The sequence below is a fragment of the Abyssibius alkaniclasticus genome (assembly GCF_020447305.1).
Classification (GTDB): domain Bacteria; phylum Pseudomonadota; class Alphaproteobacteria; order Rhodobacterales; family Rhodobacteraceae; genus Abyssibius; species Abyssibius alkaniclasticus.
Map to the genome: position 1 here is coordinate 3,094,110 of NZ_CP095732.1, position 25,530 is coordinate 3,119,639.

A 25,530-nucleotide genomic window follows, 5' to 3' on the forward strand; every position below is an offset into this window, starting at 1 on the left:
CATAAGCGTGATACGCCGCAAACCGGGCTTTGGTTCAAAAATTCTAACGCAGACGGGGCGGTTTATTCGCATCACTGCCCGGCGCTTGGGCTTTGGGGGGTTCGGGCAGCACCAGTGATGGCACGTCAAACCCCAGCCCGACACGGGTAAAAACCGGCAGGCGCGGGTCATCAACCGGCAGGAAAACAATGTCGAGCGCCCCCGCCTCGAGCGCCGCAAAGCGCAGCGCCGAGCCGATAGCTTCGGCCACGCCGGGTTGTGCCATTGTCGGCACATCGACCATTGCCAGAACATGCTGCTGGCCGCCATCATCATAGCTGGCCTGCGCCAGCCACGCGGCCGATGCGACGCCCGCCATATTCGCCAGGCGGCTATCCAGCACCTGCAACAACACATCGGGCAAGCCGACCGGCGGGCCAAGCGCGGTCATCCGCGCTTCGGCCTGCTGGTTCTGGCTTTGCGTCGCCTCGGCCAGCCATGCCATCACCTCATGCGGAAAGGCGGCCTCTGAAGGTGAAACACCGGGGTTGAGGCTAAGGCCAAGCCCCGCCTCGGCCAGCAAGGCCGCCACACGCCGCCCGGCCATTGCCGCATAATCCATCGGTACTGCGGCAAACTCGGCCAAGCGTTCCTCGCTGTCAAAAGCCAGCGCATAAGACCCGTCGTTTGTTTCAATCACCATCGGTTCGGCGGTCGCCCCGTCGCTTTCCGCCCTCAGCACCAGAAACAACTCGCTATCGGCCAAAAGCCCGAAAAACGCCATGCGTGCTTCAAGCGCATCATCTTGTTCAACCAATGCCTGATAGGCGCGGTCCAGCCCGGTTTCCTGCATAACGCTGTCCTTTTTGCTCGTCGGCCCCCTTCTCGCCCAAATTCGCGCCTATATCAATTCCGGCTGGCGCTGCGCGCCTGTTGCGCATGGCGGGGCGATAGGCATAGAACAGCACAGCGTAAGGGGGTTTCCGGTTTTCAAACTGTTAATCCTACCGCTGTATGGCTATGGTATAGCTGCATTTTTGACCGGGATTGCCGCGCGATGATTGAATTCGAAAATGTCAGCAAGTCCTTCTGGACAGGCTCTCAGCGCAAGATCATCCTTGATCAGGCCAGCTTCAAGGTTGAAATCGGTCGCTCGCTTGGCATTCTGGCCCCCAATGGCACCGGCAAAACCACGCTGATCAACATGATGGCCGGGCTAGAAAAACCCGATGAAGGCACGATCCGGCGCAGCTCGCGCATCTCTTTTCCGCTTGGGTTCATGGGGGGCACGGTCGCCACGCTCTCGGCCTCGGAAAACGCGCGCTATATCGCCCGGCTCTATTCGCTCGACCCCGACAATGTTGAAGCGTTTTGCCGTTATTTGGCCGGAATTGGCGAGTATTTTGACAGGCCGATGATGCAATATTCGGCCGGCATGAAAAGCCGTTTCAATTTTGCGCTGCTTTTGGCACTGGAGTTTGATATTTACCTGATCGATGAAGGGATGCCTTCAACCACCGATGTCGAGTTCAACCGCCGCGCCGGCAGCGCCCTGCAAGACAGGCTTGGCCGCTCGACAATGGTGATCGTCTCGCATTCGCCAAAATTGCTTGAAAGATTCTGCCAGCGCGCTTCGGTTTTGCGCGACGGGCGCCTGTATCATTTTGAAAGCCTAGAGGACGCAAAGCAGCTTTATGACTACGCCAGCTGACAAACCCTCGGACAACGCAACGAAACCGGAGACCGCAGCCGCAGCCGATGCGCCCCAACAGCGCGGGCCGCATTACTTTCGCGTGGCCATGCGCAAGGCCAAGCGGCTTGGGCTTGAACCGGCCGACGGAAAAGAAGCCGCGAAAATGCTGGAAGATCGCGGCATTGACGTCATGAAAGAGCAGATTACCGTAATGCATGTGGCGCAAGAGGCTGAAAATGCCAATGGCCCGCAAAAGAACCTGCCGGCAACCAGCGCAGGCGACAAGCTGCCAGCCACCAGCACAGACGAAAAACAGGTCGGCCCCGCCCCGATGACCGAAGCCGAGCGGATGCGCGAAATTGCCAAGATCAAGCGCGGCATGATCCGCCGCCGCCGGATGCGGCTGGCGCTGCTCATGATCCGCCTGTGCTTTTTTGTGGCGCTGCCAACCTTCCTGTCGGGTTATTATTATTACGTTGTTGCCACGCCCATGTATGTGGTCGAATCCCAGATGAGCGTGCAGCGCGCCGACCCCGCAACCGCTGCAAGCGCCGGGGCCTTGGGGCTGTCCCTGCCCAATACCGAGGATTCGACCGTTGTTCAGGGCTATCTCAACTCGCGCGAGGCAATGCAGAGACTGAACCGCGAATACGGCTTTCTGGCGCATTTTCAGCAGAGTTTCATCGATGACATTCAGCGCCTGCCCGCCAATGCCACGCTTGAAGATGGCTATGAAGCCTATCTGAAAGCCATCGAAATCGGCTATGATCCGACGATCGGCGTTATCAAGATGACGGTGCGCGCCTTTGACGCCGAGACCGCGCTCACCTATGCGCGCACGCTCATCGCCTATGCCGAAGAGCGGGTCGACGAAATGTCGCAACGTGTGCGCGATGACCAGATGCGCGGCGCTCAGGCCAGCTATGAGGCGGCTGAACTTGCCCTGTTGGCGGCCCAGCAAAATGTGCTGGATTTGCAGGAACAACGCGGCATTCTTTCGCCCGATGCGGAAATCCAGGCCACAATGGCTGTGATCAACAACCTGTCGATGCAGGTTGAACAAAACCGCCTTGATCTGGCGGAGATCAACGCCAATGCCAGCCCGAATTCTTCACGCGCGACGGTGCTTTCCGATGAAATCGCCCGGCTCGAAGCGCGCATCGCCGAGCTGCGCCAGACCATGACCACCAGCGCCGATGGCGGCATGTCGCTGGCGCGCATCAGTGGTGAATTGCGCATTGCCGAGACCGAACTTCAAACACGCGGTCTTATTCTGCAGGCCACGCTTGAAAATCTTGAATCGGCCCGCGTTCAGGCCGACCGGCAGGTGCGCTATCTCAACCTTGCCGTGGCCCCCGTTGCGCCCGATGTCACCACCTATCCGCGCAAACTTGAAAATACGCTACTGGCGCTGATCGTGTTCCTCGGCCTCTACATCTTCCTGTCGCTCACCGTGTCAATCCTTCGTGAACAGGTAAACGCCTAATGCCCAAACCCGCCGAGATGATCGACCCGCTGAGCTTTGCATTCCTGCGCGATCCGCAAATCGCCGCCAAGGGGTTTCGCGAATATGATGCGCGCTGGCGCTATCCACAAGAGATCAACCTGCCCGGTCTGGCCGCGCTTGGCCTTGCCTTTGGCACACATCTGCACGAAACGGGCAAAGTGCCAAGCGTGGCCATTGCCAATGATTACCGCGCCTATGGGGCCGAGGTGAAACATGCCTTCACGCTTGGCCTGTTGCAGGCAGGCTGCACAGTGCATGACATTGGCGTTGCGCTGACACCGATGGCCTATTTTGCGCAAATCCGGCTTGGCACCTCGGCCGTGGCGATGATTACCGCGTCGCATAACCCAAATGGTTGGACCGGCGTCAAAATGGGGTTTGAGGCCCCGCTCACCCACGGCCCCGAAGACATGGCGCGGCTGCGCGAGATTTGCCTTGGCGGCGAGGGTATTGCACGCAGCGGCGGCGTTTTGCACCGCGTTGATGGCGTGCAGGATGCTTATATAGACGAAATCACCCAAGGCTTCAGGCTTGCGCGCAAGCTGCGCGTGGTCTGCGCCTGTGGCAACGGCACGCCGTCGGGTTTTGCCCCGGATATGCTGCGCCGGATCGGGGCCGAGGTGGTGGAACGCCACTGCACGCCCGACCACAGCTTCCCCCATTACAACCCCAACCCCGAATCGCTGACCATGCTGCATGACATGGCGGCCGCGCTCACCGAAAGCCGCGCCGATCTTGCGCTGGGCTTCGATGGCGATGGCGACCGTTGCGGCGTGGTCGATGATCGGGGTCAGGAAATTTACGCCGACAAGCTGGCGCTGATGCTGGCGCGCCACTACGCGCCCAACCACCGGGGCGCGACCTTTGTTGTCGATGTGAAAACCACCGGACTGTTTGCAAGTGACCCGCTGCTCGCTGAACACGGCATCACAACCGATTACTGGAAGACCGGCCACAGCCATATCAAGCGCCGGCTGCACGCGCTTGGCGGTCTGGCGGGGTTCGAAAAATCCGGCCATTTCTTCTTTGCCCCACCCCTGGGCCAGGGCTATGACTGCGGCCTGCGCGCCGCGCTTGAAGTGCTGAAAATGCTCGACGCGCAGCCCGAAATGCAGCTTTCCGATATCTACGCCACCCTGCCCCGCAGCTTCACCACGCCCACGCTTTCACCGTTTTGCTCTGACGAGACCAAGTATAAGGCGGTAGAGAGCTTCCTTGCCGCGCTGCAAGCGCACAAGGCGGCGGGCGGCACGCTGGGCGGGCTGAAGATCGAGTCCATCAACACCGTGAACGGTGCGCGCGCCATGCTTGCCGGCGGCGGTTTCGCCTTGGTGCGGGCCTCGTCCAACACACCAAATCTGGTGGTCGTGTGCGAAAGCACGCAGAGCGATGCCAACCTGCGCGCCATTCTTGCCGATCTCGATGCGATCCTGCGCCGCGACCCGCAAATCGGCCCCTATGATCAGACATTCTAGCCGCAATTTTGGCTTGCAGCCCTGAACGCAAGCCAGTATCAAGCCGCCAGTGCTGGGGCGTGGCCAAGTGGTAAGGCATCGGTTTTTGGTATCGTGTACCGTAGGTTCGAATCCTACCGCCCCAGCCAGTTTTCAAACCATGAACAGAATAAGCACCCTACGCAGCCGAAATTGGCTTTTTGCCCCCGCCTGCCGCCCCAGTTTGTGGGCGGTGCCTGGATGGGGCTATGGCGGAAGTGAGCGCTGAGCCGCCTTTGCTGGGCCTTGAGCTTGGAAATTGTCCTGTTGAACCGCACGGATTTGCGGAGGCGCCAACCCGTAAGCAGGATGGAGCATCATGAACAGGATAACAAACAAGTATTCCCCGTAAGTGCGTCAGCGGAGCGTTCGTGTGATTTTGGACAATCCGGGGCAGAATGAGAACCGCTGGTCTACGACCCTGTCGATTTCCGTGAAGATCGGTCGTCCGCCGCTGACGCTGAACGACGGGGTGAAGAGGGTCGAGGCGACACTGGTCAGCGAGGCGATGTCACGACCGAGATGACGGCGAAGATGACGGCGCGATGTGGATCAGGCGCGCCCTTGCCCCGTGGGCACCCTTGAGAGGGTTGCGCCAGCCTGCCCCGTGAGCCGGATCGCGAGCGATCACCTCGTCCCGGACCTTGGCGAAAGCCTCAGCCACAACGCCCAGCGCGCCCACTATGAGCCTATCAGCAAACCACCTTCAACACTGTCAAAGCAAGTCCAGGCCGCCTTCCCAATGGATTGAGATACCGATTTGTGGATTGTCGTTGCTCAACAGTGTTCCAAGGCCATTTAGGCCTGCCGCGTTCGTCAGATAGAGGTCGAACGATAGGGGCAGGTTTTGAGGGGTGTATCGCAAGCCCACCGACCATACCGCGCTGTCGTTCTGAACAACCGTGTATTCACCGATCGCCGAGAGGGTCTGGCCCAGGTCATAGCTGATAAGCAAACCAATCCCGGCTTTGGCTTCGGACGCATAGAGGGCGCCGCGCGTATTGAGCGCCGCCTCTCCCCAGTCAAAGGCCATTGACGCTGTCGCCTCAACAAAAAGCACACCTAGCGACGGTTTCCCGAAATCACGGCCCGCTGAAATTCCAAACCCCAGATTGAACAGATCGCCATAGGCTTGATCCATCGCTTGCCAGCGTCCGCCGATCATGAAGCGTAGGTCTTCGTCGCTTTCCAGCCGAAAATCTGAACCTGCGGCCAGGGCATAATCTTCGACGGCAATTTCAATCTGAAAGTCTGGCTCGGGTGTGTAATAAAGCGAGAGCATCGATTGCCCCGCCGAGCCAAAAGCAAGGCGCGCGCGCACTCTGTCCGAGGCGAGCGTATGTGGTGCATTGATGGTGAAGCCATCCGCAAATCGCGATCCCTCATTCTCAGCCCGGCGTGCAGGGCGAAACGTCAATGCGGCATCACCAATACCACGGCCGCTGGGGATATAGCTTAGCATCACGCCAAACACAGCTTCGCTCTTTGCTGGAAAGAAGAGGAAATCGTCGCCGGTGGCTGTGGGGCTAAAAGCGTTGGTTATGTAGAAATTGACCACACTCTGCGGTGTAAGCGCAAATTGTGCGCCAACCGTGTAGAGGTAATCGAGGTTACTCTGGCCCCGCGCATCAATCCCGCTGTCGATCGCACGCGCGATGCGCTTGATTGTGCCATAGGCAAAGAGCCTGTCTGACAGCTGATAGGCCAGCCCGGCCGAGGTTAGGAAGCGTCCTCCAAACCCCGGCTCACCAACCAATGTTGTTGCAGCTTGCGTGTATCCGATCTCTCCCGTCAGCCAAAACCTGTCGCCAATCTGATAGGTAACAGGAAGGCTGAGCGTGGTTGCAACAAACCATTCCTTATCGTCGGGTGCTACAGAAGACTGCGTCGTCAGCCCCCCGCCGCGACTGTAATATGCGGCCTCCACGCCCAACATCAGGGCGGCCGAGATCCGATTGCTTTCATAAAGCTGATACTTCAGGTCCAGACCCCAGCCGACATAGGTCACAGTTTCATCACTGCCATTTATCGGTGCGGCTGGCGCGTCATCAAAGATCGCAAGGCTTGCACCCAGTTGCCAGGGCCCATCGGCGCGATAGCGCAAACCACCGAAATAAACCTGGCGTCCGGTCTGTCCGCCAGAGGAGGCCGGCGATGTCTGCGAAGAGCCAATAAAGCCCCGAAACGTAGTCTCTGGCTGCAATGCGCCATTCGTCATTCCGACAAAGCTTTCCGGAAGCGACGCAAACGGCCAGCCCTCATCTGCCAACGCGGCCCCTGTATGAAACAACGCCACTGGCACTGCCAGCATGATGGCGCTGAGTCGTCGATGGCTAAAAAAGTCTGTCAAATTAATGTCCACATACGTTTTCCAGATACGGGCAGCGAACGCGGCAACCCTGATGCCTGTTTTTCCAAGAACATATCGGCACGTGTCAGATCGTAGGCTTTCTACAACGCGTGACCCAAGTGTGAAATCGTGTTTCCGAGCAAAAACTGCAGTAACCCTGCGCCGAGTGGCAAGGTTGTGCGTGAAATCGCATTGTTAAAAACTCATTGATTGATCCAGTGGATGAGAGTTGTAGTGTTGCATATGGCGAATATGAAGGCACGCGTTCTTGGCGGATATGATACCAGCACGAACAGATTCTGAACGCGACAAAGATAAGGCTGAAGTCTGCCAAGACGGCAGGCGGCTATGGTTGCAAGATGGGTTGGTGGAAAAATGCTGAAACCCGCATGTTTTACGTGCGTGATGGCGCGGCACAACCTAGCGCATAGAGTTCTAGCCTGATACATCTTATGCGCATATGTGGGCCAGCTGAGATGCTGGCAACTCTTCATTAAATGGATGTTAAGTTTGGGCCATTTGCGAAACAAATCCCTCGTTCTGCTTTTGGTGACTCTGGTTGATGTTGCGCTGGATGTCGCATCTGTGAGTGCCCAGTCTTTCGAGCTTCGGTTTGGCAATCGCTTTTTGGGGACACTGGTTTATGAAGACGACAGCGGTGAAACCCGCGTCGCAGCCAATTTGAGCAATACACCGCTAAGTTTGTTCAATGGCACATTTGAGGCTGCGACCCGTTCCATTCATGCGACAAGCGGGAATAGCCTCGGAGAATACCGCAGCCTCGGACGGTCGTCGCGAAATACGCGAGAGATTGCGGTTGTGTTCGACCGGGACACAGTTGTTGAAACAAGGATCAACCCGCTATCAGAGCGCACAGATCTGTCAAATCCGATCAGTGTCACTGATTCAGTAATCGATCCGGTGTCGGCGCTTGGCGCAATACTCTCAGCTTCAGAATGCCCGTCGGATCTACGGATATATGACGGGCGCAGGGTCATTTTACTTTCCAACCTTCGTTCTCAACGGGTTGATGACATTCTGTCGTGCGAGCTGCGCTATAGCGTGGTCGCTGGCCCGGGCCATCTCTCGCCCCTCTATATCCGCGAAATATCGCTCAAACTGAGCTATGTCATTCGTGCAGATACGCAGTTTCTTGGTCGTATGCAGATGAGCGCCGGCCTCTGGTCATTGAATATAATTCGTCAAGATTGACGCGCTGTAGCGATTGATCTGTGCTGAATAAATGGGAGTTGAGGCCGGCTATCAGCCTCGAGCCCCGCAGCTGAACTGCGCAATCCAAGAAATGCATTTCCTAATCACGCTTTGGATTCGACGCTAAAATACCCACGCATATGCCAAGCGGGATGAGCCCCTGATAGTAGTAATATATTCCGTCAACCCAAGCGTAGACAAGAAACACGCTGACCAGGATAAATGCGCAAAGCCTTTCAGGGACATCGCCGGTCAGTGTTTTCTTTAGCCCGGCGAACCACGACCCAAGGACCAGAAACCCGGCAAAAATCGCGCCGACCCACCCCCAGGAGAAAGCGGCCTCCAACACGATATTATGCACATGCGCATGGACAACACCTGCCGCCGGATCAACGAAAATCGCCTGCCCATATCCATGACCGAAGAAAGGTTTTTCTGCAATAAAGTCGAGTATAACACTCCATTCCCACAATCTGTTCGCGGAAAAATCATTTACGGAACTGGAATCAATGAAGCCGATAAAGGAGTTGATGAAGCCGAAATTTTCATTAGGCACCGATAACTGGGATGATATCGCTGCGCCAACAATAATGCTCAGAATTACTGGCATCAGGGCCTTGCGCAATTCCGCAAAAAGAAAAGCCAAAACAGGAAACACCAATATCAGCGCGTAAATGCCGCCGCGACTGCTTGTCCAGAACAATGTAGTCCAAAGTAGAACCAATCCAGCAACAATCAGGGCTTTGGCGCCGCTCTTTTGAAGCGTTGGAAGAGCCAGCAGGCCAATTCCTACAGCGATACTCAGCGTTAGGGAAAACCCATAAATGCGAACATAGATGAAGCCGGGGATAAAATTTGGCCATATAAAATAATCAGGCGTTCGTAATAAAAACAATATTGCAACCAAAGGTATGGCCAAAATGACAGAGCCAAAAATTGCTATCAGGACAAACCGTATCAGCCGCCGACCGCCTTGCTCAAAAATATAAGCGCCAAAATAGCTCAGGCCCAAAAATAACAGTAAATCGAACAGCTTAAGCGCCGAGTAACGTGGCGAAACTGCGGAAATTGTGGAATAACCCGCGATAATCAGCAGCACAGCACCAAAAACCCCGGGCAAACATTTTACTGATATAGATCTCAATCTTTCAAGCGCACCGGTCGCGATTGCAAAAGATATTACGAGTATATTGAAAATCACCGCCAATGCAGGCGTATAGTAAAGAGCCCTGCGCGGTGGCACCTCAACAACCAACGGAATTAGCGCCATTAGAGTGGGGAAAACTATAAGAAAAAGTGGAATCCAGTTGCTGTATTTGCGAATTGTCGCGTTGGAGAATGTCGGCATGTGATCTTTCAGCATGAGGATCTTGAACGCACGATATCCAAAATATCTTGTGGCGCAATCCCAAATAGCCTTTGAAAATCAGACCGACGTTTTCGAGCGAACCCATCCAGAGAAGTTTCAGGCCTTCGACGCAGGACAGGGGCGTGTCAAATTCCCGCCCCTCGGCCTACAAGTTAAACTGGTCATCTTCTATAGAGACTGTTCCTTGTAGTGCAGTCATGAGCCGGCGGTTTCTGTTCAAGTCGAGCCGTTGGGCTGAATGCCGCGGCAGCGAAGTGTCGTGGCAATATGCAGGTTGACTTGTCACAGAAACCTCCACTTTTCCGGGGCAGTCAATTGGTGTTTTGCCATCAGTTAACCTGGGCCCAAGTCTCGCCGTTTGAGGATTATGTAGCTCACGCCGTAGAGAAACGCGATGCCGGCAAGAAAAATCAATGCCGAAGCGGTGTCCAGAACGCCGCTTGCAGCCGCAACAAGCGTTAACAGCGGCATACTCCACATCAGGATACTGGTGACAGGGTTTTGAGAGTGCGGCACAGCGGCAAATCCTGCCAATGTCTTTGCCCATGTGCGATGCACCAGATGGTGCAGATGGGCGCTATCCGGCTCTCCGGGATGGGCATGTCGGTCGATTTGACGCCGAACAATGGAGGCCAGCGTTTCTGTTGCCGGATATCCCAAAATCAGCAGGCTCACCCAGGGGGATACCTCCGGATTGCGGGCGGGCAACATTACTGCGAGAGCCGCAACAAAAAATCCACAAAAATACGCGCCGGCATCGCCAAGGAACAGTTTTCCAAAAGGAAAATTGACCACAAAGAACCCCAGGACTATGGCCGCCATCAGCACCGACAGATTGACCAGAACAAAGTCTTCAACCCGCCAGCCAACCAGTGCGAAAGACGCCAGAATGAACAAAACGGTACCCGAAGCAAGCCCGTGAAAACCATCGATCATATTGATCGCATTTGCCAAGCCGCCCATTGCAATGGCTGTAAAACCCAGCGCAACCAGGGAATATGCCAACAGCGCATCGGCGCCCCAGACATCGACATAGGTAATCGCGTAGCCGGTTAGTAAAGAGAAAATAACGCCCGAGAAGATGGTGGCCATCAACCTTGTGCGCACGCGCACTTTTTTTGTCAGGTCTTCGGCCAGTCCAAACGCAAACGCCGGCAGGCCCGCCAAGCCGATAAATCCAAAAAGCTCTCTGGCTTCACCCTCCAGAAAAAGCCAGGTTGCAAAATACCCGATTATCAGGGGAACGCCACCGATGCGGGGGGTCGGATGGTAATGAAATTTCTGAACCCCAAGATTTGTATCGAGGCTGAATTTGCCGTGGAGGTTTTTGGATACGACCAGAATGAGACTGGCGAGCAAAGAAACAAAGGCGCCAACCATGATTCCTTCGATGCTTTCAAAAAAGAAATTCACAATCTGTCCCTACAAAGCCTCGGTCGACTTTTATCGAATATGGTTGACGTTACTTCTTACATTTTAACAGGATGGAAGGTTCGGCAACTCTTGAAGCGGACTCAACCACAATTTGACTAAACAATTTCATGTCTGCAAAGCAAGCGGGGATTGGTTGACTGTTGCATCCCCAAAGATCGGTCACCTGCTATCCATACTTAGCTTAATTCCCACCAACTATGTCACTGTTCAAATTGATTCTACCAGAGGTTAATAGATGAATATTATATAAGTGTATACCGTGTGTTCGCGCCCGTCAGATGCCGGAACTGGACATTGCGGTGAGCCGTTACCTTTCTTGCCGATGGCAATTCGCTAGCAACTTTTTCAAACCGCACAAGACATCAACGAATGCGTGTGTTGCAGGCCAAACTACGATAGCACGATATTGCAACCCAAGTTCCTATATTTTGCGACAATTTTAAGGCGCATTGGTGAATGTTGCGGTTCAATAAAGTTGTGAAACAGGCTGAGCAAACCTTCATAGCCTATCACTTTTTAACAAAGTATTGATTTCAGCCCAGCACCGTTCGTTAGTGGCATTTTCTGAGCCAGACTGCCCATAAATGTCTGCATACGCGAGAATGCCAAAGCCGGAATATCTCTAGGTTGTGCTGGCCAAGCAGAACCGGTATTGGCATGTTGAGTTGGGATGAACCACGATACCGTTCGATTATCTTCAAAAGATGGTAGCACTTTAGAATGTCAATCAGTCAGTTTCATATTCTATTTTCATCTGCCTTTCTCATGGCGAGTGTCAGCGGCTGTTCAATCAGTGAAACTTCGCTGCCCGTCGGGGGGGAGGGTCGTGATCAGGCGATAGAGGAGGCGCTTCCGGGGGCGGAAATCGTAGAACTGACCGAGTCAAATGTCCGGCAATACTCTCCAGAAGCGGCCAGTATTCCTGCGACCTCTGCAATTCCGGATGAGGGTGTTTGGACCTATCGTGTTGGTGCGGGCGACATTCTTAGGATCATTGTATGGGGCGTATCCGAGCTTAATGATGCATCGCAGCCTATTGAAGGCGTGCCCGCGCCGGGCACTGTTGTGCAGGCAAATGGCGATGTTTTCTTCCCCTATGTCGGCACATTCAACGTGGCCGGTAAAACCGTCCCCGAAATCCGCCAAGAGCTGGCTACTTTGCTGTCCGAATATTTTCCCGACCCACAGGTAGAGGTTCGGGTGGCAGAGTTTAATTCTCAAACCGCTGTTATTGCTGGCGCGGTCGCGAATCCGGCTCGATATGCGCTTGAGATAACACCGACATACTTGCTTGATCTGGTGGCCAAGGCGCGCCAAAATGTTGATATTGCTGACATATCACGGGTGACCATTCGCCGTGGCGGGCATACGTATTTTGTCAATCTGGATGCTTTCGTGCGGTCCGGTCGTGTCGGGTCGAATCCGCTGATATTGGATGGTGATACCATTTTCGTGCCCGAGCGTATCCCGCAGGAGGCATTTGTTTTGGGTGAGGTCACGCGAACCTCTTCGATCGACATCACAAATCGTGACGTGAGCCTGACGCAAATACTAAGCGAGTCTGGCGGGCTGAATGCACGGGATGCCGACGCAAGGGGTGTTTTTGTTTTCCGTCGGTCCGGACAGAATGTTACCGTTTTTCAGCTGAATTTGACAAATCCAAGTGCTTATTTGACTGGCGCCCGTTTTTCGATCAAGGCGCAAGACGTTGTCTATGTGACAGCTGCTCCCGTCACGCTCTGGAATCGTCTGATCTCCGATCTGTTGCCCAGCGTCGGGCTTTACCAGACTGCTGACGGGCTATGATTGTTAGGTCGATATTGGTCGTTTGCACCGGGAATATCTGCCGCTCGCCAATTGGTGAGCGCATCCTTGCGGCGCTCTGCCCGGATATCGACGTTTCATCGGCTGGCATTGGTGCGCTTGTCGGCAAGGGAATAGATGCCGATGCGGCGCTGGTCGCCGCGCAACATGGCGTGAAAACGACAGACCATGTTGCCCGCCAAATTACCAGCGATATGCTTTCTTCGCATGAACTGGTGCTGGCAATGGCGCCGGAACATCGCCGCCATATTGGTGAGTATTTTCCACAAGCTTTTGGCAAGACAATGCTTTTTGACAAGTGGGAGGGCGATCATGGCATTGAAGACCCCTATCGCAAGTCTGCTGAAATGCACAAGTTGGTCTTTCTTGAAATTAGAAAGGCCGCCGAAAGCTGGCGGCGCCGGCTTTCGCAATGAAAATGGAAAACCGCGTGGATCAAAAAAATCAATATGCCGATGACGAAATCGACCTGGGCGAAGTGTTTCTGGTAATTTGGTCAAAACGGCTTCGTATTGTCTTTTGTATCATTTTGTTTTCTGCCATCGGCTTTCTTGTCGCCAAGTCGCAGCCCGATATTTACCAGGCAAGCGCTTTGGTGCAACTCGAAGAGCGCGGCACTGGCATTGAGCTTCCGGTGGAGCTTCTGGCGCTGGGCGGCTCCTCCGGCAATCGATCTGCGACCGAGATAGAAATTCTGAAATCCAGAACCGTTGCGCTTGAGGCTGTGCAAGAGTTGCAACTTTTCATTGAAGCAACACCACTTCGCATTCCGATTCTCAGCAATATATTGGGCAATCTGAATATTCCGCATTCCAATGCAGCATGGCTTGAACCCTATTCCTGGGAAAATGAGGCGATTGAAGTTGGATTGCTTCGCGTGCCTGAGGCCTGGGTCGGGCTGCCATTGATCGTCGTCAAAACAAGTGAGAATACGTTTTCTGTCGAATTGCCGGATGGCACGGTTCGCTCTGGAACTGTGGGCAATCCGATTGAAGATGGGGCGGAGACATTTAACTTGCGGATCGATCGTCTGGTTGGACCTGACAGACGGCAATTCAGTGTTACTTATAACGACCCCTTAGAGGTGGCCACCGAACTCGCAGAAGATCTTGGTGTATCGGAAGTTGGGCGCCAATCTTCGATTTTGCGGCTGACTTATCGCCACAGCGTAAGGGAAAACTCGGCGGAAATATTGGATGCGATTCTTGGCGCCTATGTGCGGCAAAATGTTCAACGCGGCTCGGCAGCTGCGGAAAAAAGCATTGCGTTCATAGAGGAGCGATTGCCCAGTGCCGAAGAGCAAGTGAACGCGGCCCAAACAGCCCTGAATACATATCAACGCTCGGTCGCATCTGTTGATTTGACACTTGAGACCGAGCAAGTTCTATCAGCCGCCGCCGCACTTGAAGCACAGCTCAATGAACTTGATCTGCAGCAAGCACAGTTGCTTTTAGAGGTTACGCCAAATCATCCAAGCTATAAGCGGCTTGAAGAAAATCGCACGATTTTACAAGAACAACTGGAACGCATCCGGGAGCAAACTCAGGATCTACCGGAACAGCAACTGGAGGTTTTCAACTTTAGCCGGGACCTGCAAGTCGCTCAGGAAATTTATCAATCTTTGCTGCAGCGCCGTCAGGAATTGCAGGTTGCACGCGCATCAACCATCGGCAATATCCGCGTTATTGACAGCGCACTTGCGTTGTCGGAACCGGTAGCCCCTGCCACAAGCCGGATTGTTTTACTGAGTGCGGTTTTAGGGTTGGTGGCGGCTGTAAGCACAATATTCATCGGGAAATTCCTGAGCCGCTCTATTGGGAGCGTGCAGGATATCGAAAAGTCCGGTGTTACGGTTCTGGGCACCGTTGCAATTTCCAAATACTCTGCTCGCATCAATAACAAGGCGAAGAAGCTGCCCATTCTTGCGGTTGAGAATCCAAAGGATTTGAGTGTTGAATCACTCCGCTCGCTGCGCACATCGCTCCATTTTGCAATGATCGACGCGAGATCAAAATCGATCGCAATCACCTCAGCGCTTCCCAATACTGGCAAGTCGTTTATATCCGTCAATCTTGCAACGGTGATCGCACAATCTGGAATGAAGGTTGTTGTTGTCGACGCCGACCTCAGGCGCGGTGTGCAGCGCAAATATTTCAACTGCGCGGCAAACAGCAATGGGCTGACCGAAATCCTGGCCAATGATGCGGAATTGGACGCGGCTATACAAAAGGGTCCAATTGATAATCTTTACTATATTCCGGCAGGAAAAGTGCCGCCAAACCCATCCGAGCTACTCATGCGGGGCGTGTTTCAAGACATTGTCGGAAAACTTACTACTGAATTCGAATATGTCATTTTCGATACGCCCCCCATCGGACTGGTGAGCGATGCAGCTATAATTTCAAAATATGTAGGCGCATCATTGATTGTCGCACGCCATTTGGTAACGAGCCAATCTGAGTTTGAATCGGCAATCAAGGCAATGGAGCGCAGCGGCGAAAAATTCTCGGGAGCGATACTGAACGCATTCAAACCAGAAGGTTCCGAAGGAAAATATGGATATTATTGATGTGATGCTCGCAAGCAAAATATTGGGGCTATTTCATTGAACCCGTTTGCACCATGTTCAAAAAAGAACGCTCATTCCTTCCGCCAAGACCCTGAATTGTTGGAGTTCCCTTGAAGTCTGATCTGTGATTCACCCTGTTTGGAAGCATGGATCATGTCAGCACCTTTGCCGAAGGAACCTCAGTTCGATCTTCTAAAACCGGATCTCCATTCTGCGCAGTCCATCTGCCTTACGCTGACCCTGCTTTCCGGTGGTAGCATTGTGTCACTTTGGCTGCGTATCAGCGCCGCCCGGTCGAGCCGAAGGCGTGGATGCCAGGCGCCGTGCTGCATTCCAACTGTCGCACAGCATCTTAAAGCGGTTGGTCATGATTGCGACAGCATCTGAGTTGCCAACCCTGCCTGCCATCCAATCTGCCGCAACTTCAATCATGATCGAGCGACCGACAGCAAAGCCGCGAACAATGTCGTAGCGGGCTGCGGCCTCGAAACTTTTCACAAGGTCTGGCATGTCCTTGCCCAGCCCCAACACCACGATGCCGCGGCACATGGGGTCATTGTCGACAATCGCAGCACAGGCTGACGCCCAGGCCGCATCCGATTGCATCGGCTCCAGTTTCCACCAATCGGGATAGATCCCAAGATCATAAAAGCGACGGATAATCCGAGCCGTGGTGTCATCCGAGACCGGCCCGGCCTTAGAAGGAATCACTTCGAGAAGGAATTCCAGCCGGTTGCGCCGGCTGGCGTGAAACAGGCGCAAAACAGAATTTTCCTGCTGGTTGCGCAAATCTTCGGGATCATCGGGGTGATAGAAACACAAAACCTTGCAGACTTGACCCATAGGCCAATCGGCCAAACCGCCGAAGTCTGGCCCTATCTCAGGTTCGCAGATCAGCGGGCGCGAACCTGGCCATTCCACAGGGCGCGCGACCCATAGACCTGTGCCCGTTGCGCGGCGTAGCGTGTGCTGTCCCAGGCGATTGTCGCACAAAATCCCGTATCCGTCTTCGCCCTTGGACACTGCCAGTGCCGCATCCAGGCACAGCCCTTTGAACCGCGCGATCTTGTCCGGCGTCGCCTCTTCCAGTTCTTCAAGCTGGGCTCGATGGTCAAAGGCAAAAATCCTGATATCGCCGTCAAGGGTGGTGCGGGTCGTGGCCCAATGAAGCTGCTCCAGTTGCTGGTCAAACCGAAGTGCTGGCGTGGTTACACCGACTTTCAGAAAATGATCCAACTCCTTTTTTGTCGGATAGGCTGTCGAACATCCATGCCGGCTCACCGCAAGGGCACCGCAGGCATTTGCGTATTCGAGCGATTTTGTCCAGGGGGCGTTCTCCATCCAGCCCTTCAACAGACCAGCCATGAACCCATCGCCTGCCCCCAGCACGTTGAACACTTCGATTGCAAAGCGTGGTCCGGCCTGGCCGTCGTCAAGCGTGTCGGGAATTGGCCCGACAAAGGCCGCGGCACCCATAGGCCCGCGTTTGCAGACCAAAGTCGCATCTGAAAGGGCGCGCACGGCCCGCAAAGCAGCAATCGTGTCAGTGCTGCCACCTGCAATGTGAAATTCCTCTTCTGTGCCAACGATCAGGTCGAACAACCCGAGATGGGCCTGAAGACGGCGGGTTACATTTTGCGAGGCAATGAATCGCTCTTCGCCAGCATTGTGCCCGCCCAACCCCCACAGGTTCGGACGATAGTCGATGTCCAGGGCGCACCGCGCCCCGCCCGCGCGTGCAAGGCGCAATGCCTTGACAACAGCCGCTTCGGTGCTTGGCAGGCTCAGATGTGTGCCGGTTGCGACCACAGCGCGCGCGCGGGCAATTTGGGCCGGGTCGATATCGTCTTCGGTCAGGCCCATATCGGCACAGTTTTCGCGAAAGAACAGCAGCGGAAAGCGATCCTGGTCACGTATTCCCAAAATGGCCAGGGCGGTGATACGCTCTGGGTCAACTTTTACCATGCTTGTATCAACACCAAAGCGATCGAGTTCTTCAGTCACGAAACGGCCCATATGCTCATCGCCGACGGCGGTAATCACAGCACTTCGCAACCCGAGCCGTGCGGCACCACAGGCGATATTCGTCGGCGACCCCCCGACATACTTTTCAAAGCTGCGCATGTCTTCAAGCCGCCCGCCGATTTGCGCACCATAAAGATCGACACATGAGCGCCCGATGGTGATGATATCCAATGTTTTGTTCATGATTGCGCCCTTTTTCCGGTTTCCCTTGTGATGCAACCTCTTTCGGCTTTTCTCAAGCAATAATTTTCATTTCGCTATTTTATTTTGTCCGATTTTAGAATATTCCTGCCATTGTGGCGCCATTCGTGGGTGTCTCCAACCAGAAAAGCGAGATCGACAGATATGAAGGAACTGAGCGGCAAGGCCGCGATTGTCACTGGCGCGGCCCGCGGCCTGGGTGAAAGTATTGCGCTCGAACTGGCAAGCAAGGGCGTGTCTGTCACCCTGATCGATATTCTCGACGCGGCGGGGTCTGCATTGGAAAGTCAGATAAATGCGCGGGGTTGGCGGGCAAAATACCTGTCTTGCGACGTTACATCGGCCGCCGCCGTCAATCAGGCTGTGGCCGAGGCAGAGCAAAACTTTGGGACCACCGATATTCTGGTGAACAATGCGGCAATTGCTTTGCCTCCAACGCCGGTCACAGAGCTTTCCGACGACGATCTTTCGCGCGTTTTGAACGTGAATGTCATGGGAATGCTTCGTTTTTGTCGCGCGACATTCAATGCGATGCGCAAGGCGGGCGGCGGTTCAGTGATCAACCTGTCATCGGTTCATCAAAGTCATTCTCTGGCTGGCTGGACGGCCTATGCCGCCTCCAAAGGCGCGGTGATCTCTGTCACGCGCCAACTGGCGGCGGAATGGGGTGCGTGGAATATTCGGGTCAACTCGGTGTCTCCGGGCGCCATAGATGCGCAGATGACACGCGATATCCTTGAACGTGATGAAACCGGGATGCTGGAGCAGAAATTCAAGCATATGCACGCGCTTGAACGCCTTGGCAGGCCTGAGGAAGTTGCAAAAACCGTGGCATTCCTGGCAAGTAACGGGGCGGCGTTCATAACCGGAGAAGACATTCTGGTCGACGGCGGCCTGACCAAGCTGTGCCGCCTGTGATCTCTCTGCACAAATTGCAGGCTCGCGGAATCTCCGCAACACTCGACCTTGGTCTTGGTCAGTTGCACAGCCTTGTTGTGCGCCGCAACGCACGCGACATAAACCCCTGGGCACGTGTTCCCTGGGCGGATGCGCCTGACGATGAAACTCGGTTTGGGGCCGAAATGCCGCCGCATTTGCGCCGCATGTCAGCCGATTTCTTTTGCGCGCCATTTGTTCTGGATGATGTTGATGGCGCGCCCGCTCATGGGTGGCCAGCAAATGGCCGATGGTCACTGGTCAACGATCTGCCAATCGAGAACGGACGCGAAGCTACGTTCGTGCTTGAAAAAAAGGTTGCGGGGGCGCGGGTTCACAAGGTCTGGACCCTGCTGGATGATCATCCGTTTCTTTACCAATGCCACCGCTTTACGGGCGGCAACGCCGCATTGCCTATGGCGCATCACATGATGCTGGATTTGCGCCGTGGTGGGCTGCTGGCATTTTCCCCCAAATTATGGGCGCAAACGCCGGCCAGCCCGATTGATGCCGGGGCTGAAGGGGCGCATTCGGTTCTGCATTACCCGGCCAAATCCAACGATCTGACCTCATTCCCATCGCGCATTGGCGCTGTAGACCTCACGCGGTATCCGATTGCAGACCAGCATGACGACTTTGTCATGTTGGTGGATGATCCATCGGTTGAACTTGGTTGGGCCTCTGCCCTGCGGCCAGCATCGCATGACGTTGCCATGCTGATCAAACCCGTTTCCACACTTCCCCAGACAATGCTCTGGTTGTCGAATGGTGGCCGCTCTTACGCCCCCTGGAACGGCGAGCATGTTGGCGTTCTGGGCATAGAGGAGGCCTGTAGTTTCGGCGCAAGCGGGCGAATTGCATCGACCCGCGATAATCCTCTGACTGAACTTGGCATCGCAACAGCTATTGATTTGCGTGCCGCCAAAATTGTCGAGATACGGACCGCGATGGGCGCCCTGCCAACCTCTGCGCGCACACCGCTCAGGCTGCACATCGAAGCCGAAACAGTGGTGCTGTCGGATGGAACCAGCGCGCCATTTGCGGGGCATCTCGTCACCTAGGCGAGTGCGTGTTCATCCATGCCGGTTATCACCCGCTCGACCGCATCAACCGTGGTCGTTTTTGGGTCGATGTCATCTGCGACAACCCGGCCCCTTCGCATGACGATGATACGATCAACCACCTGAAAGACGTGGTGGATATTATGGGCGATAAAAATACATGAATGCCCGGAGGTGCGCGCACTGCGAATAAAGTTCAAAACACCCTGCGTTTCAGCCACGCCAAGGTTGTTGGTCGGCTCATCCAGTATGATCAGATCACTGTCAAAATGCATCGCGCGCGCAATCGCAACCGCCTGACGTTCACCACCCGACAGCGCGCCGATTGGCGTGGTCGGCGGAATGTTCTTTGAAATGCCGACCTTGCGCAAAAGCTCGCTGGCCACGGCATTCATCATATCCTCGTCGAGCCGACCCAGAAAGGCCGGACCGATATAAGGTTCACGCCCCAAAAACAGGTTACGTGCGATTGAGAGCTGGGTCACCAAGGCACTATCTTGATAAATCGTCTCTATGCCATGACCGATAGCATCGGTCGTAGATCGGATAGTGACAGCTTCCTCACGCACGTAAATCTGCCCGCTTGAGATTGGCACAGCACCTGACAAGACCTTGATCAGGGTCGATTTTCCCGCGCCATTGTCGCCCAGCAGCCCAACGATTTCGCTTTCGCCAACGCTTAGGTCCACGCCGCTCAGCGCTTGAACCGGGCCGTAGTTTTTGACGATATTTTGCATACGGATAAGGTCAGTCATCTCAGCGCCCCCTTTCGACGTGCCGCCGGTCAAGCGAGGCGTGCAAAGCCATCATGCCTAAAATGATAGCACCGATAAAAATATTGTAAGCCAGGCCCGGCACGCCGACCAGAACGATCCCGTTGCGCATCACCCGCAAGATCAGAACACCCAGAACCGTGCCGATGATCGAACCGCGCCCACCCGTCAATACGGTGCCGCCGATGACGACCATCGCAATCACCTCAAGCTCGTATCCAGTGCCACTGTTTGGGTTGGCCGCCGAAGTGCGGATCGAACTGATTACCCCCGCCAGTGCCGCCATTGAAGATGACACAATGAATAGCCAGACCTTGGTGCGGTTCACCAGAACACCCCGCGCCCGTGCCGCTTCCGGATTGCCGCCGGAAGCCTGTATCCAGTTGCCTGCCTTTGTCTTGGTCAGCACGAAATGCATGATATATGCGATGCCTGCAAACCAGAACAGCGAGGCATAAAAGCGAAACCCGCCAAAGCGGAAGTCGCCGACAAGAAGGTTTGACAGCCAGTGATCTTGTGAATCCCAGGTGCGTTGCGGAAACCCGTCTGTGATGACCAGCGCGACGCCACGCACCACCAGAAGCATTCCCAGGGTCACCAGAAAGGAGGGGATCTTCAGGCGCGTTACGAACCAGCCATTGAACAGTCCAATGCCCATTGCCGCAAGCATAGCCAGGGCAAAGCCCAATTCAAGCGGCAATCCCCCCGCATTCACAAGTGTCCACATCAGAACCGGGGTGAAGCCGAACACAGAGCCGACCGACAGGTCAAACTCACCCGAGGTCATCAACAGCGTCATCGCAAGGGCGATCAACCCCAGCTCGACGGTAAAGGTCAATGTGTTGGAAATGTTGAGCGGGGATAGAAATGCCGGATTGAGTGCGCCGAAAACGACGATCACGATGACCAGCAGGATAAAGGGGCCAAATTCCGGCCGTGCGATCGAATTATTCAGGGCTCTGCGCATATTCATTTTGCTTTTCCGTAGATGAATGGCCGCCCCAGAGTGAGAGGTTGGGGCGGCCTGTCTGTCAGTTTGGCGCAGCCGGCCTAGTTGCCCGACAGGATGTCGTCATAGACTTGAGCGGTATCTTTTTCGTAGAGAGCGCCCGTTGTGACGTTGAAACCCGGCGGAATGCCACTTGCCGCCATTGCTGCGATCGACAGTGCCATATAGCTGGTTGCCAGCGGATCAGCCCATTGTGCGGCATTCACATAACCTTCAAGCACCTCGCCTGTAGTATCAAGCGAGTTGCCCCAGCCGACGACCGGAATTTCACCGGGCGCGACCCCGACCTGGTCGAAGACCCGCTTGATCGACCCTGTCACAAGGTCTCCAAGCCCGATAATCGCGTCAATGTCGCTTCGGTTGGCCAGAAGATAATCCGACATACGCGAGATGATTTCAGCCTGATCCAGCGTGGCGTCGGTCACTTCCCATGTTATGCCCAAAGGTTCAAAAACCGAGGCAATGCCCCGCTCCTCCTCAACGCCATAGGTGGCGCCGGGCACCTCTACCGGCATCCAGACAAAGTCGCCCGCCTCGACCAGCCCGTTGTCGACCAGATACTGCGCCCAACTGCGGCCATAGAATTCCAGATCGCCCCCGACATAAGCATCAAAACTCGCCGTCGGGTCGGGTGTGTTGAAGTTTATGATCGGGATGCCCGCTGCATTGGCCTCTGCGGCGACACCAACAAGGCTGCCCGGATCAGGGCTGCTGGTGACAATCCCCGCAGCACCAGATGCTATGGCTGCGCGAATGGCTTCCTGATGTGATGCGACATCGCCAGAGTGGAAAGATGTGTTCAGATCCACGCCGGTATCTTCGGCCCAGAGTTTGGCGCCCTCGAGATAGTAAGTCCAAACCGGGTCGGCGGGCGACCCGTGCGAGACCCAGTAAAACGTCTGCGCCCCAACGGGCCCTGCCATGAGCGCAAGCCCGACGACGGCTGACTTAAGTCCTGTTTTCATTTCGAATTCCTCCCGGTTAGTTTTGCAGATTGCCCCGGCTCAAAACCCGGCCAATGCATGGCCGACTATTAACCGAGTCGCACTGCTTTACAACAATATTTCCATTTTTATTCGCCAAAAGATGCAATATTGGCATATATTTTTCATATCAGGGCTGGAATGCCTGAACATGCCCTGCCGGAATTCCCGTAAAACCGGTCGAGATGCCAAACAGTGCGCCCGCCAGCGTTTCAACCTTTCTGTCACGGTCACGACTGGCGGTGGTTACATACAATTCGCTCAGACCCGGCCCGCCAAAGGCAGCCTTTGTGACCTGCGAAACCGGAAACGCAATCCGTTGGTCCAGGCGTCCGTTTTCATGAAACCGAAACAGCGCCGCGCCGCCCCAAGAGCCGATCCACACGCCGCCCTCGGTATCGCATACAATTCCATCCGGAATCCCCCAACCGACCTGCCAGTCGCAAAACAGACGCTTGTTCCCGAATTTGCCATCGGGCTGACGGTCAAAAACATACACTTCGTGGATTTCTGAATTTGCGACCAGAAACCGCTGGCCGTCAGGGTGCGGAAAAGGGCCATTCGACACGATGTAACCGCTGTCAAACTGCGTCAGATCACCCGAAACAGACAGATGATACATTGCACCATCCGGTTCGGTATAAGACCTGTGCAGCGTTCCGAAAACAAGGCTTCCGTCATGATCGACCACGCCATCATTAATACGGTTGCTCGTCACACCGGGCTCTGGATCGAGCCGCTTTTCCAGGCTGCGCCCCTTACGATCCAATATGTAAAGCCCGTCTTCGAGGCCGACAACCAAACGGTTCGGGTCATTCGTCAGCACCGCAAACCCAATACATTGTGGCAAGGCAATCCGATCGAGGACCGTGCCATCGGCATTGAAGGTCCAAAGGGCCGGATTGGTGCTGTCAACACAGTGCAGGCACGCCAGTCGCGCATCCCAAACCGGCCCTTCGCCTGTTTCAAATCCGGCCTCGAAAAGAACGCGTGGCCTCATAGCCGGGGATCCAGCACAAACTTGATTCCATCCGCGGCGAATGAACGATCAAAGCCCTGATTCCACGCGGATAGCGGCAAAACATCGGTGATCAGGGGCGCGAGCATCATCGATCCCGATTGCAACCACCCCATTGCCCGACGCCACGAGCGCGGGGTCGAAGCGAAACCGGATGTGATTGACAACTCTTTCATGCAGATCGGATCGAGCGACAAATTCGAGTTGCGCCCGCTCAGCCCCATATTCATAAGATGCCCGCCCTTCACCAGGAAATTCAATGCATCGGCAAATGCGTGCCCCGAACCCGAGCATTCGATGCATTTGTCAAAACACGCCTCGCCCAAGTCATCTCCAACGGTGCTGATCTCGAACCCCAATGTTTTGGCCATTGCCAGCCTGACGGCATCATCCTGCGTCCCGCGCACGGTCACATTTCCGCCCGCAATCCGCGCCACCTGTGCTGCAAGCAAACCGATCGTCCCCGGGCCTGTCACCAGCACACGGTCGCCCGGTTCAACATAGCTGACCTCGCCAAACAGCGAATTCGCAACACATGCGACCGGCTCCGCAAGACTCGCTTCCGCATCGCTCAGATGGTCGGAAACCACATGCAGGTTGCGCGCCGGAATCTCGACAAACCGCGCCATTGCACCATTCACATGCGAGCCGATGGATTTGCGGCTGCCACACATATTCGGGCGCCCTTCGCGGCAATAGCGACACTGCCCACAGGTCGAAAAGAATGTTTCACACACCACACGCCGCCCGGACAGGGCCGCATCCACACCTGCGCCCAGTTCGCTGACGCGGCCGCAGACTTCGTGGCCAAGAATGACGGGCGGGTTTGAAGCATATTCGTTGCGGTAGATGTGCAGATCGGTGCCGCAAATCCCCGCAGCGGCGACCTCCAATACAACATGACCCGGACGCGCCGAAGGCAAAGGATGCTCCACCAATCCCACGTCATTCGTATCGGCGCTGCGTTTGGTAACGCCCTGCATGGTGTTGGTATTCATTCGCGATCCTGATTTTTTGATGTGGGCGCGGTCATGCCCAACGCCACAAATATTGTTTGAATGACGGTAGCGGTCACTGTGATCGACCGGAAGTTGTTGAGATTGCTTTCACGCACAAGGATCGTGATATCCGCCAAATCGCCCAGCGGGTTGTCTTCACGATCCGTGATCATGATCACCTTGCTTGACCGCTTTGCAGCTTCCTTGGCGACCTTGATGGAATGTTCGGCATATGGCGCGAAAGAAATCACCACCAGCGCATCTTTGGGGCCAAGCGGCGTTGCGTGGGTTTCAAGCATCCCGCCCGCGCCATCCAGAAGCAATGCATCTTCGCCCAGCCGGATCAGGCCGTAATAAAGATACGCAGCCAGCGGAAAAGACCGTTTCTGCCCGACAACGCCAACAAGCCGCGCCTTACGCATAACGGCGACCGCCTGCGCGACCGAGGCAAGGTCCAGAGAGGTTGTCAGAGCTTCGATTGCCTTGGTATTTGCCAGGACAAACGCGTTCAGAACATGGCTGATGTCACCTTCTTCGCCATGCAGTGCCGAACCCATCCTGAGGGCGCGATCGCGGTAACTTTCACTATCATCCAGCAATGTGCGGCGAAGCATTTTTTGCATTGGCGCAAAGCCGTCGAAACCAAGGCTTTTGGCAAACCGCACCAAGGCAGATGGCGACGCGTTCAGGGTTTCGGCCATTTCAGTGATGGACAGAATTGCCAATTCATGAGGGCGCTCTATCATGGCATCGGCGATGGCGCGCAAACGCTTCGGCATCGCGGCCCGCGACATTCGCAGACTATTGACGAAGTCATCCAGCGTGTCGGGAACGGGGGTGTTTTGCATAAATCCATCATTCATTCAGAAAGGTGCAACGCCGCCAGACCGTAGCGCGGAAGTTCACCCGACATCGCGAAGGTCTCCCGTATAATTCCAAATGTCAACACACAATTGTGGCTTTTTTGAAAACTTTGTTCCATTTTTACAGGAATATGCGCGCGCAACGCATCATCGTCTTGTCCCGCATGGCTGTTTTGACGTGTCTCAATTCAAAACCGAAACATGGTCAGGTCGGCACCGCTTGCGAAAACCCG

General features: G+C 55.1%; 20 protein-coding genes and 1 tRNA gene. 10 read left to right on the plus strand and 11 right to left on the minus strand.

Going from position 1 to position 25,530, the window contains the following annotated elements; all coding sequences use genetic code 11:
* Positions 1–43: 43 nt before the first annotated feature.
* A complete protein-coding gene (locus tag LGT41_RS15390) occupies positions 44–832 on the minus strand; it encodes an SseB family protein (protein WP_274127823.1) in 789 nt (262 codons plus the stop codon).
* Between the two features lie 204 nt (positions 833–1,036).
* Between LGT41_RS15390 and LGT41_RS15395 the strand changes: the two genes are divergently transcribed.
* From LGT41_RS15395 to LGT41_RS15410, 4 genes are all read left to right on the plus strand, one after another.
* Entirely contained in the window at positions 1,037–1,690 is a 654-nt protein-coding gene (locus LGT41_RS15395; RefSeq protein WP_274127824.1) for an ABC transporter ATP-binding protein, read from the plus strand.
* A complete protein-coding gene (locus tag LGT41_RS15400; protein WP_274127825.1) occupies positions 1,674–3,158 on the plus strand; it encodes a KpsE/RkpR family capsule polysaccharide export protein in 1,485 nt (494 codons plus the stop codon). Before LGT41_RS15395 ends, LGT41_RS15400 begins: the two co-directional genes overlap by 17 nt.
* Complete coding sequence (locus LGT41_RS15405) at positions 3,158–4,654, plus strand: phosphomannomutase/phosphoglucomutase (RefSeq protein WP_274127826.1); 1,497 nt, start codon at positions 3,158–3,160, stop codon at positions 4,652–4,654. The genes LGT41_RS15400 and LGT41_RS15405 overlap by 1 nt, the downstream gene beginning before the upstream one ends.
* Positions 4,655–4,707: 53 nt before the next feature.
* Positions 4,708–4,782: transfer RNA gene (locus LGT41_RS15410), tRNA-Gln, on the plus strand.
* Positions 4,783–5,387: 605 nt separating this feature from the next.
* Here LGT41_RS15410 and LGT41_RS15415 read toward each other — a convergent pair.
* Positions 5,388–7,022 carry a hypothetical protein gene (locus LGT41_RS15415; RefSeq protein ID WP_274127827.1) on the minus strand — a complete coding sequence of 545 codons (1,635 nt, stop codon included), beginning with the start codon at positions 7,020–7,022 and terminating at the stop codon, positions 5,388–5,390.
* Between the two features lie 510 nt (positions 7,023–7,532).
* Here LGT41_RS15415 and LGT41_RS15420 point away from each other — a divergent pair.
* Positions 7,533–8,234 (plus strand): hypothetical protein, encoded by a 702-nt coding sequence (locus LGT41_RS15420; RefSeq protein ID WP_274127828.1) that lies wholly within the window; start codon positions 7,533–7,535, stop codon positions 8,232–8,234.
* A 100-nt stretch (positions 8,235–8,334) separates the two neighbouring features.
* Here the strand turns inward: LGT41_RS15420 and LGT41_RS15425 are convergent, their stop codons facing one another.
* Together LGT41_RS15425 and LGT41_RS15430 are read right to left on the minus strand one after the other, a co-directional pair.
* Positions 8,335–9,597, minus strand: a complete 1,263-nt coding sequence (locus LGT41_RS15425) for an O-antigen ligase family protein (protein ID WP_274127829.1) — start codon at positions 9,595–9,597, stop codon at positions 8,335–8,337.
* Positions 9,598–9,936: 339 nt separating this feature from the next.
* Positions 9,937–11,016, minus strand: coding sequence for an MraY family glycosyltransferase (locus LGT41_RS15430; RefSeq protein ID WP_274127830.1), 1,080 nt, complete (start codon positions 11,014–11,016; stop codon positions 9,937–9,939).
* A 741-nt stretch (positions 11,017–11,757) separates the two neighbouring features.
* Between LGT41_RS15430 and LGT41_RS15435 the strand changes: the two genes are divergently transcribed.
* The 3 genes from LGT41_RS15435 to LGT41_RS15445 are packed head-to-tail and all read left to right on the plus strand — an operon-like array spanning position 11,758 to position 15,430.
* Positions 11,758–12,843 (plus strand): polysaccharide biosynthesis/export family protein, encoded by a 1,086-nt coding sequence (locus LGT41_RS15435; RefSeq protein WP_274127831.1) that lies wholly within the window; start codon positions 11,758–11,760, stop codon positions 12,841–12,843.
* Complete coding sequence (locus LGT41_RS15440) at positions 12,840–13,277, plus strand: arsenate reductase/protein-tyrosine-phosphatase family protein (protein WP_274127832.1); 438 nt, start codon at positions 12,840–12,842, stop codon at positions 13,275–13,277. Before LGT41_RS15435 ends, LGT41_RS15440 begins: the two co-directional genes overlap by 4 nt.
* Positions 13,274–15,430, plus strand: coding sequence for a polysaccharide biosynthesis tyrosine autokinase (locus LGT41_RS15445; protein WP_274127833.1), 2,157 nt, complete (start codon positions 13,274–13,276; stop codon positions 15,428–15,430). The genes LGT41_RS15440 and LGT41_RS15445 overlap by 4 nt, the downstream gene beginning before the upstream one ends.
* Positions 15,431–15,694: 264 nt before the next feature.
* On the opposite strand, the gene LGT41_RS15450 is transcribed toward LGT41_RS15445, so the two are convergent.
* On the minus strand, positions 15,695–17,638 hold the full coding sequence (locus LGT41_RS15450) for a bifunctional 5-dehydro-2-deoxygluconokinase/5-dehydro-2-deoxyphosphogluconate aldolase (RefSeq protein WP_274127834.1): 1,944 nt from the start codon (positions 17,636–17,638) through the stop codon (positions 15,695–15,697).
* 84 nt (positions 17,639–17,722) lie between these two features.
* Here LGT41_RS15450 and LGT41_RS15455 point away from each other — a divergent pair, with 84 nt between their 5' ends.
* Positions 17,723–18,574, plus strand: a complete 852-nt coding sequence (locus tag LGT41_RS15455) for an SDR family NAD(P)-dependent oxidoreductase (protein ID WP_274127835.1) — start codon at positions 17,723–17,725, stop codon at positions 18,572–18,574.
* The gene (locus LGT41_RS15460) at positions 18,571–19,653 is read left to right on the plus strand and encodes a hypothetical protein (protein WP_274127836.1); all 1,083 of its coding nucleotides are present in this window, start codon (positions 18,571–18,573) and stop codon (positions 19,651–19,653) included. The genes LGT41_RS15455 and LGT41_RS15460 overlap by 4 nt, the downstream gene beginning before the upstream one ends.
* On the opposite strand, the gene LGT41_RS15465 is transcribed toward LGT41_RS15460, so the two are convergent.
* The 6 genes from LGT41_RS15465 to LGT41_RS15490 form a co-directional block, all read right to left on the minus strand.
* Positions 19,650–20,408, minus strand: coding sequence for an ATP-binding cassette domain-containing protein (locus LGT41_RS15465; protein WP_274127837.1), 759 nt, complete (start codon positions 20,406–20,408; stop codon positions 19,650–19,652). The two genes, LGT41_RS15460 and LGT41_RS15465, sit on opposite strands and share 4 nt — an antisense overlap.
* A gap of 1 nt (position 20,409) precedes the next feature.
* Positions 20,410–21,399 (minus strand): ABC transporter permease, encoded by a 990-nt coding sequence (locus LGT41_RS15470; RefSeq protein WP_274127838.1) that lies wholly within the window; start codon positions 21,397–21,399, stop codon positions 20,410–20,412.
* A gap of 77 nt (positions 21,400–21,476) precedes the next feature.
* Positions 21,477–22,400 (minus strand): substrate-binding domain-containing protein, encoded by a 924-nt coding sequence (locus tag LGT41_RS15475; RefSeq protein WP_274127839.1) that lies wholly within the window; start codon positions 22,398–22,400, stop codon positions 21,477–21,479.
* A gap of 148 nt (positions 22,401–22,548) precedes the next feature.
* Positions 22,549–23,418, minus strand: coding sequence for an SMP-30/gluconolactonase/LRE family protein (locus LGT41_RS15480; RefSeq protein WP_274127840.1), 870 nt, complete (start codon positions 23,416–23,418; stop codon positions 22,549–22,551).
* Entirely contained in the window at positions 23,415–24,434 is a 1,020-nt protein-coding gene (locus LGT41_RS15485; protein WP_274127841.1) for a zinc-dependent alcohol dehydrogenase, read from the minus strand. The genes LGT41_RS15480 and LGT41_RS15485 overlap by 4 nt, the downstream gene beginning before the upstream one ends.
* Positions 24,431–25,282 (minus strand): MurR/RpiR family transcriptional regulator, encoded by an 852-nt coding sequence (locus LGT41_RS15490; protein ID WP_274127842.1) that lies wholly within the window; start codon positions 25,280–25,282, stop codon positions 24,431–24,433. The genes LGT41_RS15485 and LGT41_RS15490 overlap by 4 nt, the downstream gene beginning before the upstream one ends.
* Positions 25,283–25,530 lie beyond the last annotated feature (248 nt).

Excerpts from the sequence above, each read along its gene's own strand:
- LGT41_RS15390 (WP_274127823.1), bottom strand. The coding sequence starts at position 832 with ATGCAGGAAACCGGGCTGGACCGCGCCTATCAGGCATTGGTTGAACAA.
- LGT41_RS15395 (WP_274127824.1), top strand. The coding sequence starts at position 1,037 with ATGATTGAATTCGAAAATGTCAGCAAGTCCTTCTGGACAGGCTCTCAG.
- LGT41_RS15400 (WP_274127825.1), top strand. The coding sequence starts at position 1,674 with ATGACTACGCCAGCTGACAAACCCTCGGACAACGCAACGAAACCGGAG.
- LGT41_RS15405 (WP_274127826.1), top strand. The coding sequence starts at position 3,158 with ATGCCCAAACCCGCCGAGATGATCGACCCGCTGAGCTTTGCATTCCTG.
- LGT41_RS15425 (WP_274127829.1), bottom strand. The coding sequence starts at position 9,597 with ATGCTGAAAGATCACATGCCGACATTCTCCAACGCGACAATTCGCAAA.
- LGT41_RS15435 (WP_274127831.1), top strand. The coding sequence starts at position 11,758 with ATGTCAATCAGTCAGTTTCATATTCTATTTTCATCTGCCTTTCTCATG.
- LGT41_RS15440 (WP_274127832.1), top strand. The coding sequence starts at position 12,840 with ATGATTGTTAGGTCGATATTGGTCGTTTGCACCGGGAATATCTGCCGC.
- LGT41_RS15445 (WP_274127833.1), top strand. The coding sequence starts at position 13,274 with ATGAAAATGGAAAACCGCGTGGATCAAAAAAATCAATATGCCGATGAC.
- LGT41_RS15450 (WP_274127834.1), bottom strand. The coding sequence starts at position 17,638 with ATGAACAAAACATTGGATATCATCACCATCGGGCGCTCATGTGTCGAT.
- LGT41_RS15465 (WP_274127837.1), bottom strand. The coding sequence starts at position 20,408 with ATGACTGACCTTATCCGTATGCAAAATATCGTCAAAAACTACGGCCCG.
- LGT41_RS15470 (WP_274127838.1), bottom strand. The coding sequence starts at position 21,399 with ATGAATATGCGCAGAGCCCTGAATAATTCGATCGCACGGCCGGAATTT.
- LGT41_RS15475 (WP_274127839.1), bottom strand. The coding sequence starts at position 22,400 with ATGAAAACAGGACTTAAGTCAGCCGTCGTCGGGCTTGCGCTCATGGCA.
- LGT41_RS15480 (WP_274127840.1), bottom strand. The coding sequence starts at position 23,418 with ATGAGGCCACGCGTTCTTTTCGAGGCCGGATTTGAAACAGGCGAAGGG.
- LGT41_RS15485 (WP_274127841.1), bottom strand. The coding sequence starts at position 24,434 with ATGAATACCAACACCATGCAGGGCGTTACCAAACGCAGCGCCGATACG.
- LGT41_RS15490 (WP_274127842.1), bottom strand. The coding sequence starts at position 25,282 with ATGCAAAACACCCCCGTTCCCGACACGCTGGATGACTTCGTCAATAGT.